This window comes from Bradyrhizobium sp. (genome assembly GCF_049512235.1).
Taxonomy (GTDB): domain Bacteria; phylum Pseudomonadota; class Alphaproteobacteria; order Rhizobiales; family Xanthobacteraceae; genus Bradyrhizobium.
The window spans coordinates 1-12,816 of the sequence record NZ_JBEKXH010000165.1 but is presented as its reverse complement, the minus strand read 5'-3'; the positions used below and the strand labels follow the sequence as shown (position 1 = coordinate 12,816).

The following is a 12,816-nucleotide window of genomic DNA, read 5'->3' as shown; positions in this document are numbered from 1 at the left end:
GCCCGACAGCAACAGGCCGATATTGCGGATCACGAGCTTGGCGGGACCGGCCGCCTGGGGGGCATCATGCGCCATGGATCTTTTCCCTTCTGTGCAATATCCATTATCTTCATCTTCGCCGAAAGCAAACTTTGAACCCGCCTTGAGGGCAGGATCGAGCCCATGAGGGGCTGTTCGGCAGAGCCGGGTCGGTTGCGTGCCCGCGCAGGCTTTCGCCGGGAGCCAGAGCCGCTAGTATGCACCCGCTCAAATCAGGGCAGGTGCACCATCACGGTGCAAGTCCTCAACAGGATCGAGAAGCCTGGCGATGGCAAATGTGTTGAAGCGCCCGCGGACCGATTTGCGGGTTGCTGTGGCGGGCCTGGGGCCGATCGGAACCCGGGTCGTGCAGGCGCTGGATCAGGGAATAGATGGTCTGGCGCTGGTCGCGGTGTCGGCGCAAAATCCCGGGAAACACCAGTGTTGGCTGCGTCATTTGCAGACAACGCCCGCCGTCCTGCCGATCGAGGCGCTCTGCGAGGCCGCCGACATCGTCATCGAATGCGCGCCGAGCCGGCTCGTCAGATCGATCGTGGCGCCATTTGTTGGCAACGGCAAGACCGCGGTGGTATTGAGTGCCGGCGCGCTGCTCGAGCATGATGACCTGATCGATCTCGCCCGGCAAAATCGCGGTCAGATCGTGGTGCCCACGGGGGCGCTGATTGGCCTTGATGCCGTGACCGCCGCGGCGGTCGGGACCATCCACTCGGTCCGAATGATGACACGCAAGCCGGTCGCGGGACTCATCGGTGCGCCCTATCTGGTCGAGAACCATATCGACATCGAACACATCAGCGAGCCGCTCAGGATATTCGAGGGCACGGCGCGGGAGGCCGCCAAGGGATTTCCGGCGAACCTGAATGTAGCCGTCGCGCTGTCGCTGGCCGGTATCGGTCCCGACCGCACGACGCTCGAAATCTGGGCCGATCCGGCAGCGACACGCAACATACATCGCATCGAAGTGGACTCCGATTCGGCGCGCTTTTCGATGTCGATCGAGAATATTCCCTCGGAAAATCCCAAGACCGGGCGGATCACCGCGCTCTCCGTCATTGCCTATCTTCGCAAGCTTGGCGCAGCTCTTCGCGTCGGAACCTGAAGTGAGGTCTTGCTCGCCAGGGGGCGGATTACGGCCTGTGAGATGACATCCTCGGAATGCCCGGATCAAATTTCAAAACACCATTGCAACTGATCGCTGGCGCGGTCGGGGTAATGGCCGCGGTACGATCCCGGCCGCGACGGCGGCTGCGGAGCTCGATGACGAGCCGCCCGGCGTATGCCTGGAATTCCAGGGATTGGCCAACTTGCATGCCATCGCTGAATAGATTTAATTCATAGTTATCAGCCTGTTAGCACGATAAAGCCGATCCCGGCGGAGTTCGTGCCGTCTGTTGGGGCAGCGGCTCCGCCCGCTCCGACGCTGACCACCGCAAGCGCCCTGACGAAGTTGGGGCATGGCGACTTCGCTCTGGGCGTGCAGTTTCGCGCCGCTAGCCCGCGGATATGTTGCCTTGCCGGGCGGATGGGATTAAAAGCCCCGCTGCAACAGGACAGAGGCCATGGCCCATAATTTCGCTATCAACACCGACGTTCATCATCAGCTCCAGGGGCCGCAGGGTCGCGCCGTCGTCAAGCAGCGCAGCGTCTACACCATCGTGACTTGCCTGCCGATCGAGGCGGACGGACGCCCGCGCTACCGCATCCGGAGCAAGACCGAGAATGTCGAGCGCGTGGTGACCGAGGAACAGATCAGCCGGCTCGGCTGATCGGTCGGGCGTTCGCTGTTCGCCGTCCCGGGCGTGTCGCCCGGGTTTACATATGGCTTGCTATTTCTGAATGAGTAGCGTAAACGGCCCCCATTCGAATAGTCGATTGGCCTTGTTGATCGCGCCGAACCGGCCCTACTCCCCAAGACATCGCTGAAATCGGATGAAGCTTGCGCGAAGGTCGTGCGGGCGCAGCGCGCAATTGCGCATCTTGGAGAAGTTAAATGACAATCGGAACGGTCAAGTGGTTCAACGCGACAAAGGGCTTCGGCTTCATTGCGCCTGACGACGGCGGCAACGATGTGTTCGTTCACATCAGCGCCGTCGAGCGCGCCGGCATGGGCTCGCTCAACGAAGGCCAGAAGCTTTCGTTCGAATCCAAAATCGACAGCAAGCGCGGCAAGTCCAGCGCGGAAAACCTGCGTTCGGTCTGAGGCCGGCCGGTTTAGGAGATCACCCGCGGATGTACCGGGATCTCCTTTAATCGGCCGCGCGGACAGCGACTTCAGATCAAGGCCCGCCGGCCCAACCGGCGGGCTTTTTCATGTTCGACGGGCATGCATGTCATTTTGACATCCCAAGTTGCGCCATGGTACGAAGTCCGTCCTTGGGGATTTCACGCTTCACGGTTTCAGGCTTTTGGCGCGCTGGTTAAGGCCGGTGGCGCGGGTTTGCGGTCCGCTATTGTCAGGGGGCTACCGACATGCCGAAAAACATTGTGCTGTGATGGCACAGCCAACGAATTCGCCGAGGACAAAACCAATGTCATCAAGCTGTCCTACACGCTTGAGCACGGCTCGGGACAGCAAATCGTCTACTATCATCCCGGGCTTGGCACGATGGAGCCGGCCGGGGCGCTGACGCCACTCGCCCGCCGGGCGACGCGGTTATTGGGACAGGCGGTCGGCTACGGGCTCGAATCCGATGTGCGGGACGCCTTCGTCTTTCTGATGAACAATTTTGAGCCGGGCGATAAAGTCTTCCTGTTCGGATTCAGCCGGGGAGCCTACACGGTAAGGGCGCTTGCCTCGCTGCTGCGTATGTATGGTCTGATCGCCTCCGGCAACGAGCCCCTGGTGCCCTACGCCATCCGCATGCTGACGGCGATCCAAAGGCTTGATGCGAAGGGCGATGCCGCCGCTGCGGAGAAGGATCGCTACTTCCGGATGGCCAGGGATTTCCAGGACACCTTCTGCAGGACCGTGTGGTTCGTCGGGGTCTGGGACACCGTCAGTTCGGTCGGCTGGATCGAGAATCCGTTACGGTTGCCGTTCACCGCCGATAACCCTGATATCGCCATCGGCCGCCACGCGATCGCACTTGACGAGCGGCGGGCCTTTTTCCGCACCAATTTGTGGCATCCCAAGCCTGTTCCGGCCGACAGCGGCCCCAAGGACCTCAGGCAGGTCTGGTTCGCGGGCGTGCATAGCGATGTCGGTGGCGGATATCCCGAAGCCGAAAGCGCCACCTCGAAGATTCCGCTGCAATGGATGCTGCGCGAGGCCACCGCGGCCGGGCTATTGGTCGATGCCGGACGCGTCGATATCGTGCTCGGTCGCGCGGGAGGCGGCTATGTAGCGCCTGACCCGAGCGGCCCGCTCCATGAATCGCTGACGAAAGTCTGGTGGCCAGCCGAGCTAATCGCCAAACGGCACTACGACAGTGCCAACAAGAAGTGGGAGCACCGCATGAACATGGGACGTCGCCGCACCTTGCCACCCGCCTCGATGGTTCATGAATCGGTGTTTCAGCGGGCGGGCGATTACAAAGCGAGGCTGCCGGCCGACGTCGTCGAAGTTTCATGAAGCGAATGTGCCGCCAAATGTGAATCATGTCACATCCGGTCGCAGGCTTTGGCGCTATTCATGGCGCCGGTTGGGCTACTCCCTGGGGTCCGGAGGCGAAACAAATGAAGACGCGGCGGATGGCATATTGGTGGTTCAGGTTCGTCGTTTCAGGACGGTTCCTCGAAAAATTCATGAGCCTGTGACGGGTACAGCGCGCCCTATGACTGTAGGCTTGACCCAAGGGCGGAGCCGGTTTCCCCCGGACAAACGCGAAACGCGCTGCGCCGGATAGAGCCAAGCCTCGCCTGCCGGATGGCGATCGCAAGTCAAATTCTCTGACGCGGGTTACTCCTGCGGCCCGATCAGCTTTTTCAGATAGCCGGCGCCGCCGCTGAGCGCATCGCGTCCCTTCCAGGCCAAATAGGTCAGACGCCCGCCCAGCGAATCGTGGCTGCGCAGGCTGCGCGATCGCAGCACGTGATCGACATGATCAGGAAAGCGGCTTACTTCGGCTTCCACCAGAACGGCGGTCTCGTTCATCAGACGGCGCAGCCGCTCTCCCCAGTCGGATTGGTCGAGCCCGTCGATGCGGACCTGAAGCGCGTATTCGGCGTCATAAATAGCGGCCAGAATTCCCTTGGCATCCAGGATCCGCTCGTTTTTCAGGGCGACGCGCAGCGCCGACCGCTTGTTCTCGAGCCAATCCAGCACCATCGAGACCGTGATCGCATAGGGCGTGGCGGCGATCTCGGCCGCACTCTTGCCCCGCGCGGCCCTGGTGGCGAGGCGGATCAATTGCCATTGTGTCTCGAGCCGCCTGGCAACCAACCCCAGCGCGAACGGAACGACGTCGGCGTTCGTCTTCCCCAGCGTCTCCAGCGAAGCCGCTAGCGCCGAAACCCGCGAGTCATCGAAATTCTGTATCTCAGCCGGGAGTGATTCGCCGAACCTGGCGAGGGCGTCGCGCGCGCGCAACACGCAGAGCATGTTGTTGAGGTCGCGATAGGCGGCCCTCGAGGCCGTATAGGTTGCGAGCTTGACTCGGGTCCGCTCGGCGCCGTCCGGCGCGCCGAGCGTGCTCTCGAGATATTTCACGACCTTGCTCTGGAACGCGGCGACGACTCCCCGGGCTTCCAGCTGCTTGTCGGCGGCGATCAAAGGCGTCATGCAGCTGACATAGTCGCGGGCCATCGTCGGCAACAGATCCCGTGTGATCCACTCCCAGATCGGAGCCAGCGAGCCGCGGAATATCCGGCCGGAATTCGCATGGTCGGGAGCACCGTCGACCAGCAGCGGCTCCAGCGGCGCGAAAAAATGCCGCGAAGGACTGGCCACGCGATGGGTGGGATTGGGCTGGTTCGTGGCCTGGGAGCCGTTGCGAAATTCCGCACGCAGCTTTCCCAGTATCGCCGCCGTGCCTGGCATTTCCGTGCCGCAGACTTCCAGCCGCTCAAGTTCGATCAGGAGATTGCTGCGTGCGAGCGGCGTCAATCGCTTGAGGTATTCCTCGATTCGATCGGGCTGTAACATGGCACGCTGCTTCCGAAATAGTTCGATATCGAAGATCGATACGTTCGGCGCCGGCATTGTCCGACGCGAACCCAGGTAACGAACTAATAGAGCAACTCGACGTAAATTAAGAATAAGTACGGCGCTCGTTGAAATACGGACAGCCGCTTTTACTTCAAAAACATGACGACGGCCCGTAGAATTACGGGAATTCGAAATATTCTTCCAAAATTCGCGGCAATGCACGGTCGATCTGGCGCAGGTCGATCGTGAGCAGCGGCACTTTAGCGGTGAGGCATCCGTAAAAATCTCCGTAATCTTACCGGGTCAAAAATTAACCCCCGAACAGGACAGGCCCGTTAAACAGGTGATATGTCCCAGCAAGAAAGCCGAATAGGCGATTCGAATTTGTCCAAGTGGATCGCCAACACCACGGCCCAGGATGACGATCCTGAAATTGTCCGGCTGTCCGCAGTGCGCGCCCGGGCGATGGAGGAGGCCGGAGCCGAGATAGCGCGGCAGCTCAACGGTCCGATGACTGCACTTCTGCTCTACATGGGCGAGATCAAGCAGCACAGCCACGAGTTCTCGCAGGCGGGCGCTAATCGCCTCTATCTGCAGCAGGTGGTCGAGAACGCGCTCCAACAAACCGAACGGGTCTGCTCGATGATCAAGCAGATCGCAAACACACGCGACGAAGCCGTGCGACCCGGTCAGAAGGTTGGCTGGGAAAAGCGGCCCAGCCAGGACAAAGACCGGACCCGCCCGACGGATGTGATGTTTTCATCCAGCGCCGACCAGAAACCGCTCACGCGCCGCGAGCGCGAGGTCCTGAGCCTAATCAGCGAGGGCTGCTCCAACAAGCAGGGCGCCCTGCAGATGAACATCAGCCCGCGCACCTTCGAAAGCCATCGCGCCGAGGCGATGCGCAAACTTGGCGCGCGCAACACCGCGGACCTCGTCCGCAAGGCGCTCCTGCACCCCGGTGCAGTCTAGATCATCTCTGCGATTTGAGCATGCTCTTCGAGCAAGCGTTCCGCGCCGCAAGGGAAACCGGCTCCCACTCTCGGGTCGAGGCAAGCGCATGCTTCTCCGGATCACGCTCCAGCCAAGCACGCAGTTCAGAAGCTCAATCCATCGCGGAGGCGATCGCGCGGGCAGGAAGTTCTGACGCCAAAACCCGGCTGGGAGCGGGTGTCGCGCGCCCCGGGCGATGCAGCACGGATTGCTTCAAAGCTGACTGCCGATGGATCATGCGCGGCGCCCCGGCGACGCCGCCGCTCAGTAAAAGTCTTCCGCGAAACCGCGAACACGGGGCGCGGGTCGGGCGACTTCGGCCCTGACCTTGGGCGCGGTCGGGATGATGGTGATGGTCCAGCTTTGCGGAATACTGGACTCGCTTTCCAGCACCGATCGAACATAGCCCGTGACAGTTGATCCGCCCGATCTGACGGTCGCGGTCCTGCCGTTGAACTGGGCGATACGGAAACGCCGGACTTCCTTCTGGTCGGTCGTTTCAAGCGTAATCATGAATCTCTCCTATGCCTGCTCAATTATCGTCGCTCAGTATTATCCGATTATGAAAATACCAAGCAGTAGAAGTACGGCTGCGCGACGTCGCCGACGAATTCCCGCAACGATCCGCTTCAAGGGATCGATCTGATAAGCGGCGCGGAGACCAGGGGTACTCACCAGAACGAAATCAGCCAGGAACTGAATTCGAGTTCGGGCCCAGCCGGCGCGGTTTGGTACGTGACCGACGTCTGCAGCGGCGGGCGGCTGCTGTGTCGACAGCAATATTGTCGGCCGGTGTTTTGCGGCGCGCGCAACGGATTATTGAGCCTAGCCCGGAAATACCGCTTCCATCTTGGTCTTCAGCGTCGCGGCGTTGAATGGCTTGACGATGTAGTTGCTCACCCCGGCCTTCTTCGCGGCAATGACGTTTTCGGTCTTCGATTCCGCAGTTATCATGATGAAAGGCGTTTGCGAAAGCTCGGGGCTGGCGCGCACTTCCTTGAGCAGGTCATAACCGGTCATCGGCTCCATGTTCCAGTCGGAAATCACCAGGCCGTATTTTTTGCCCTGCATCTTGGCAAGCGCGGCCGATCCGTCGCTGGCGTCGTCGACGTTTTCGAAGCCTATCTGTTTGAGCAGGTTGCGGATGATCCGGATCATGGTGTTGTAGTCATCGACCACCAGGATCGGCATCGACAAATCAAAGGCCATGTCTTCACTCCGCGCGGTTCACAAATTGCCTGACACGGGCGAAATATTCGTCGCATGCGATAAAACTTCGACACTGCTTCGAATTCGCCGCCCATTAGCATCGTGACAATTATCAGCGGTCGTTGAACAGCCAGTTAATTCCCGGTGGAAATAATTTTGCGAGGACGACGCGGCAAGTGAGTAGTTATACGAACTGCCAGCGCCGCGAGATGCATCATCGTCGCACGATGCGCTTTTGCCGATGTGGCGCTCGGGTCGAAACCTGGGCGCGAACGCGGCCAAGCAGACCGTTCCGTTCGCGAACACTCATGGCAGGTCGCGGGGCCGAAGCAATCTCTCGTACTGCGCCCGCACGGTTGCATAGCACTCGCACGAGGTCTTCCTGAGACCTTCGAGATTGGTGATCTCGATATGCCCCCGGCTATACTGGATGAAGTTGGCCTGCTGCAGCGTGTTGGCCACCAGCGATACGCTGTTGCGCCGCGCGCCGATCATCTGCGCCATTGATTCCTGGGTCAGAAAAAGCTTGTCGCCACCGGAGAGATCGTGAGTCTGCAACAGACAGCGCGCCAGCCGGGATTCCACCGTGTGCGAGGCATTGCATCCCGCGGTCTGCTGGACCTGCGCATAAACCGCGAGCCCATGCCGTACCAGCGCTGCTCGAAACGTTACGCTTTGGTCGGCCGCGGTCCGAACCCGGTCGATGTCGATCGTCGAGGCAACGCCGGACACCAGCACCACCGCGCTATTCAGCGCGGTTGGGTCGCCGAGCGCGGAGAACGCGCCGAAGATGCTGTCGCGGCCGATCATGGCAATCTGAATGTGCTCTCCTTTCGCAAGCTTTACGACGAGAGAGATCAATCCACGGTGCGGCAGGTAGGCGCGCCGGGCCGTTTCGCCGACCTCCTCCAGTACGAAATCCTGAACCAGATCGACGATCCGCAGATGTGGCCGGATCAATTCGAAATCGTCAGCCGCCAGCGATGACAGGAATCCGTTGGGTGAACGAGTTACCGAGTCCATGGTAGCCTCCTGTGGGAGTACGCCCGGTCCCCGAAGCCGCCCACGCCTATGCACGCTATCCGACGCAGAAGATGAGCCCAGCTCTCATTCTTGGCAAGAACAATTGGCAAGTAGCGGTTCTTCTTCACGGATTTTGTCGCTATGCGTGCAATCGTGCATATCGCTGCAGCTTGGCAATCTGTTCCTGCGGCGTCACGGCGACAGGTTCAGCAGGCGCTGATGTTGCGTCTTGATCACAGCGTAGCACTCGCAGGATGTTTCCCTCAGGCCTTCCGGGTTCTTGATATCGATATGCCCCCGGCTGTAGCGAATGATTCCGGCTCGCTGCAGCGCATGAGCGACGATCGAAACGGCGTTGCGTTGGACGCCGATCAGTTCTGCCAGCAGCTCCTGGGTCAGCGGCAAGGTCTCGCTATGGCACAGATCGCGCGCGCGCAACAGCCAGCGCGACAGGCGGGCTTCGACCGAGTGGGACGCATTGCACACGGCGGATTGCTGGGCCTGCGTGAACAGGGCCTGTTCGTGACGAGCCAGCAGGTTGCGCAAGACCGCGCTGCGATCGGCAACCGCCCGAAGCACGGCAACATCGATGACCGAGGCGGTGCCTGGCAGAAGAACCACGGCGTCGGTCGAAGATATTCCGTCCACGAAAGCGGTACAGGCGCGGTAGATGCTGTCGCGTCCGATCATCGCCACCTCGACCGCCTGTCCTCCCGACAGCCGAACCATCATCGAAATAACGCCGCTGTGCGGCAGGTAGACATGCGTCAACGGAGCGCCGGCTTCAACCAGGATGCTCTCCCTGACCAGTTCGACCGGTTCGAGACACGGACTCAAGGCCTCGAATTCCGCCGCGGGCAGGGCTTGCAACAGATGATTGAGAGGGCGCGGTAGTGAGGTCATTGGCTCTCCTGCCGGAAAGGCGGGAGCTCAATGGACTCGCGTCACCTGTATCGTGGCGTTTGGATGGCGGAAGGAAGATAGCTCGCCCGCTCAATTGCGCAAGCCGACAGTTGCGCGATGAGCGCTATACACCGTGCAGGGCAGACAGATCACATTATTTGCGGCGGAAATATGAACGACTGATTCGCGCGGTTTAAAAATCTTAACGCGATCAATGTTGGGTGTTGCGGAGCGCTTCAGGCCCGGTCGAGGTACCCCATTATGCGCCGAATATTAGTTGTGGATGACGATCCACACATTGGCCGCGCGCTTCGCGCCTGGCTCAAGCGGTATGGATTTAGGGTTTCGATCGCCGATGGCGGCAGCAACGGTCTCCTCGCTCTCGACAATTCAACGTTCGATCTGATGATCGTCGACGTCTTCATGCCCAATATGCGCGGCTTCGAGTCGATCAGGGTATTTCACGACTACGCGCCTACCGTGCCCTTGATCGCCATTTCCGGCTATGCATTTTCCGGCCTGGGACCATCCGGTCCGGACTTCCTGCAGATGGCCGTCAAGCTCGGAGCGACGCGCTGTCTGCGCAAGCCCTTCCGGCCGATGACGTTGCTCGCCGTGATCGACGAATGCCTGTCGGAGGCCGAGCCCGATCGAAGGTATTTTGCTACTCTGGCCCCAGTTGCGGGCACGTTGCCCGAAGCCGGGGACAAATCATTACACGGGCCGAGGGCACAGGTCGTTACGGCCATGCCCTCGGGCTTCGATGCGGCAGTGCGGAGCCGGGGCGGAGCCGGCTGAAAGATGAAAGCTTAAGGCGCAGTTCAAGGTCAATTCAGGGGGAAGGGGGCTCGCGTGCACACCAATTCAGGGGTTACCGAACTGTCTCAACATAATGTTCAGCCTCGGGGAGCCAATATGCCACGTATTCTCGTCGTCGACGACGATCCAATGGTCTGCATGGCCATTGAGATTTATCTCGAGCGGCACGACTTTCAGGTGACCATCGCCGACGGCGGTGAAGCCGGACTTCGGGCGCTCGAAGGAACTGCCTATGATCTGATGATAGTCGACATTTTCATGCCGCATATGCGCGGCTTCGAGTCGATCAGGATATTCCACGAGCGCGCGCCCACGGTGCCGTTGATCGCGATGTCCGGCTATGCCTTTGCGAATCTGAACTCGCCTGCGCCGGATTTCCTGAGGATGGCCCTTGAACTTGGAGCCTCGCGCTGCCTGCGCAAGCCATTCACACCGGTCGCGCTGCTGACGGTCATCAACGAATGCCTCGCCGAGGCCCAGTCGCGTTTCTCAAGCGTCGTTCAGCTAAGGTAAATCCCCGACTTTGTCGTAAGTGGGGGTCGGCCGGCCGGGGAACGGATATGCCTTGCAAATCCCTGCCGACGGAAGGCGCGCAAGCGCAAGCCGGTCAGGCCCAAAACATGGAAATTGTTGGCCGATTAACCGGCGGCGTTGTCCATGACTTCAACAACATTCTCACCGTCATCACCGGCACGATCGAAATCCTGGCGGAGGCTGTTGCCGACCGGCCGGAACTCGCGACCGTTGCGGCACTGATCGGCGAAGCCGCCGCCCGCGGCGCTAACCTCACTTCGTATCTGCTTGCCTTCGCGCGCGCGCAGCCATCGCGGCCTCGCGACGTCGACGTCAATGCCCTTGTTGGCGAGGCGGCGCGCCTGCTGCGGCCCACGCTCGGCGAGCAGATCGAGATCGAGTCAATTCTGGCATCGGATGTCGCCGCGGCCATGGTCGATCCCCATCAGCTCATGGCGCTGGTTCTCAATCTTGCGATCCTGGCGCGCGATGCCATGCCGGACGGCGGCAAGCTCACCATTCAGACCGAAAACGCCCCGGCTCTGCACGCGGGCGACCACAGCGTGGCCGCCGCCGACTATGTCAGGATCGCCGTCAGCGCCTCCTGCTATGGGATTTTCGCCGATTATCAGGATCGGGCCTTCGTTGACCTCGGCGTGGTCCAGGACTGCATCAAGCAAAGCAACGGCCATATCAAGGTCGGCTGCGAAGCCGGACGCGGGACAAGGGTCGAAATCTATTTTCCCACGGCGACGGCTCGATCGGCGGCGGACGATACCAACACGGCGCCTGCCGAAGGCGGCGACGAGGCGATCCTGATCGTCGAAGACGACATGCTGGTGCGCAAATACGTGGTTTCCCAGGTCCAGAGCCTCGGTTACCGCACGCTTGCGGCGGGCAATGCCAGCGAGGCTTTGACGATCATCGACGCCAGCGAAGACATCGATCTGCTGTTCACCGATGTGATGATGCCCGGTCCGCTCAACGGCCGCCAACTGGCCATTGAAGCCTTGCATCGCCGGCCTTCGCTCAAGGTATTGTACACCTCGGGCTATGCGGAAAACGCCCTGGTTCACGACAGACGCCTTGACGCCGATGCGCTGCTGCTGGCGAAGCCGTATCGCAAAGCCGACCTGGCCAAGATGATCCGCACCGCACTGGCGGCGTGAGGCGGAACTCTGGAACCGTGATTGTACCGTCCAATTCTTTTTCTTTTAAGAATTGGTAGTCTTGCCCTGTCTTCGCGGATGGTGACGGCTACGGCGGGAGGCAATACGCCCGTACCGTGGCGGAGCCTTCGCTTCGATCCGCAGTGGTCACGGCGTAGCCATCTTATTCATCAAAAACATAGTTAACAGTTTGTTTACGAGCCTCCGCGATGCTCTATCCCGTCCGCAACCATCCACTGCATAACCGGACGGTTGCAAGACCCGGATGTCGCCGCGGCGGGAGAGACGGTCCATGAGCTTTCCAACCAAAGCGGCCTTAAGCGCGCGGCCGATATCGCGGAAGGGTTTCGACATCCCAGGGTTATCGGCCCGGGCGCAGACATTGCATCGGGAGGGTCAGGTTGCCGAAGCCAAGGCTTTATACCAGAGGATGTCGCAGAAGTACTGCGGCGAAATCTACCTGGCACCAGCGTCGCTGCGGCAGGAAGAGAGCATCAGATGAGCCGGGGACGAGCGGCCCCGGTATCCCGAAAGCATCGTGACGTCGAGGCGCTGTTCGCACGAGCGCAGCAATACCATGGATCAGGTTTGTTTTCCGATGCGCAGGCCGCGTACAGGCAGGTATTGAGAAAACGCCCGAACCACTTCGATGCCCTGCAGCTGCTCGGCCTGTCTGAACACCAGTGCGGCAACTCCGAGGCCGCGGCACAAGCGCTCAGGCGGGCCCTGCTGGTCGACCCTCGATCGGCCGAAGCTCATGCAAATCTGGGCACAGTGTTGGTGGCGTTACGGCGGCCGGATCAGGCATTGACCTGCTGCGACGCCGCCATCACCCTGAAGCCGGATTTCGCCGACGCCTATTATACGCGAGGCAATGCGTTGTCGCGCCTGAAGCGCTTCACGGATGCGGTCGCGAGCTACGACAGGGTGATCTCGATCGATCCGCAGCGCGCAGATGCCTGGAACAACAGAGGCATTGCACTGCAGGAACTCGGGCGCTTCACGGATGCGATCGCGAGATTCGACAGGGTCATCGCGCTGAGGCCCAGTCTCAAGGCCTTT

At 60.7% G+C, this 12,816-nt stretch carries 14 protein-coding genes and 1 pseudogene; 9 read left to right on the top strand and 6 right to left on the bottom strand.

Going from position 1 to position 12,816, the window contains the following annotated elements:
- Positions 1 to 307 precede the first annotated feature (307 nt).
- The gene (locus tag ABSG20_RS16800; RefSeq protein ID WP_423865636.1) at positions 308 to 1,138 is read left to right on the top strand and encodes an aspartate dehydrogenase; all 831 of its coding nucleotides are present in this window, start codon (positions 308 to 310) and stop codon (positions 1,136 to 1,138) included.
- 72 nt (positions 1,139 to 1,210) lie between these two features.
- On the opposite strand, the gene ABSG20_RS16795 is transcribed toward ABSG20_RS16800, so the two are convergent.
- The gene (locus tag ABSG20_RS16795; RefSeq protein ID WP_423865635.1) at positions 1,211 to 1,354 is read right to left on the bottom strand and encodes an amidase family protein; all 144 of its coding nucleotides are present in this window, start codon (positions 1,352 to 1,354) and stop codon (positions 1,211 to 1,213) included.
- 244 nt (positions 1,355 to 1,598) lie between these two features.
- Between ABSG20_RS16795 and ABSG20_RS16790 the strand changes: the two genes are divergently transcribed.
- The 3 genes from ABSG20_RS16790 (at position 1,599) to ABSG20_RS16780 (ending at position 3,610) form a co-directional block, all read left to right on the top strand.
- The gene (locus ABSG20_RS16790; RefSeq protein ID WP_423865634.1) at positions 1,599 to 1,805 is read left to right on the top strand and encodes a hypothetical protein; all 207 of its coding nucleotides are present in this window, start codon (positions 1,599 to 1,601) and stop codon (positions 1,803 to 1,805) included.
- 224 nt (positions 1,806 to 2,029) lie between these two features.
- Positions 2,030 to 2,239, top strand: coding sequence for a cold-shock protein (locus tag ABSG20_RS16785; protein WP_423865633.1), 210 nt, complete (start codon positions 2,030 to 2,032; stop codon positions 2,237 to 2,239).
- A gap of 282 nt (positions 2,240 to 2,521) precedes the next feature.
- Positions 2,522 to 3,610 carry a T6SS phospholipase effector Tle1-like catalytic domain-containing protein gene (locus ABSG20_RS16780; RefSeq protein ID WP_423865632.1) on the top strand — a complete coding sequence of 363 codons (1,089 nt, stop codon included), beginning with the start codon at positions 2,522 to 2,524 and terminating at the stop codon, positions 3,608 to 3,610.
- 327 nt (positions 3,611 to 3,937) lie between these two features.
- On the opposite strand, the gene ABSG20_RS16775 is transcribed toward ABSG20_RS16780, so the two are convergent.
- Positions 3,938 to 5,122, bottom strand: a complete 1,185-nt coding sequence (locus tag ABSG20_RS16775; protein WP_423865631.1) for a hypothetical protein — start codon at positions 5,120 to 5,122, stop codon at positions 3,938 to 3,940.
- Positions 5,123 to 5,509: 387 nt separating this feature from the next.
- Here ABSG20_RS16775 and ABSG20_RS16770 point away from each other — a divergent pair, with 387 nt between their 5' ends.
- The gene (locus ABSG20_RS16770; protein WP_423865630.1) at positions 5,510 to 6,097 is read left to right on the top strand and encodes a response regulator transcription factor; all 588 of its coding nucleotides are present in this window, start codon (positions 5,510 to 5,512) and stop codon (positions 6,095 to 6,097) included.
- A 285-nt stretch (positions 6,098 to 6,382) separates the two neighbouring features.
- On the opposite strand, the gene ABSG20_RS16765 is transcribed toward ABSG20_RS16770, so the two are convergent.
- The 4 genes from ABSG20_RS16765 to ABSG20_RS16750 all read right to left on the bottom strand — a co-directional run bounded on the left by ABSG20_RS16765 (position 6,383) and on the right by ABSG20_RS16750 (position 9,253).
- Positions 6,383 to 6,631 carry a hypothetical protein gene (locus ABSG20_RS16765; RefSeq protein ID WP_423865629.1) on the bottom strand — a complete coding sequence of 83 codons (249 nt, stop codon included), beginning with the start codon at positions 6,629 to 6,631 and terminating at the stop codon, positions 6,383 to 6,385.
- 312 nt (positions 6,632 to 6,943) lie between these two features.
- Positions 6,944 to 7,327, bottom strand: coding sequence for a response regulator (locus ABSG20_RS16760; protein ID WP_423865628.1), 384 nt, complete (start codon positions 7,325 to 7,327; stop codon positions 6,944 to 6,946).
- Between the two features lie 306 nt (positions 7,328 to 7,633).
- Positions 7,634 to 8,350, bottom strand: coding sequence for a Crp/Fnr family transcriptional regulator (locus tag ABSG20_RS16755; protein ID WP_423865627.1), 717 nt, complete (start codon positions 8,348 to 8,350; stop codon positions 7,634 to 7,636).
- 192 nt (positions 8,351 to 8,542) lie between these two features.
- Positions 8,543 to 9,253, bottom strand: coding sequence for a Crp/Fnr family transcriptional regulator (locus ABSG20_RS16750; RefSeq protein WP_423865626.1), 711 nt, complete (start codon positions 9,251 to 9,253; stop codon positions 8,543 to 8,545).
- A gap of 261 nt (positions 9,254 to 9,514) precedes the next feature.
- Between ABSG20_RS16750 and ABSG20_RS16745 the strand changes: the two are divergent.
- The 4 genes and pseudogenes from ABSG20_RS16745 to ABSG20_RS16730 all read left to right on the top strand — a co-directional run.
- Positions 9,515 to 9,889: pseudogene (locus ABSG20_RS16745) on the top strand (response regulator); the annotation flags it as partial.
- Positions 9,890 to 10,168: 279 nt separating this feature from the next.
- Positions 10,169 to 10,585, top strand: a complete 417-nt coding sequence (locus ABSG20_RS16740) for a response regulator (RefSeq protein ID WP_423865625.1) — start codon at positions 10,169 to 10,171, stop codon at positions 10,583 to 10,585.
- Positions 10,586 to 10,632: 47 nt separating this feature from the next.
- Positions 10,633 to 11,754 (top strand): response regulator, encoded by a 1,122-nt coding sequence (locus tag ABSG20_RS16735; RefSeq protein ID WP_423865624.1) that lies wholly within the window; start codon positions 10,633 to 10,635, stop codon positions 11,752 to 11,754.
- Positions 11,755 to 12,252: 498 nt separating this feature from the next.
- Positions 12,253 to 12,816 (top strand): tetratricopeptide repeat protein (locus ABSG20_RS16730; RefSeq protein WP_423865623.1); only part of this gene is annotated, 564 nt, incomplete at its 3' end.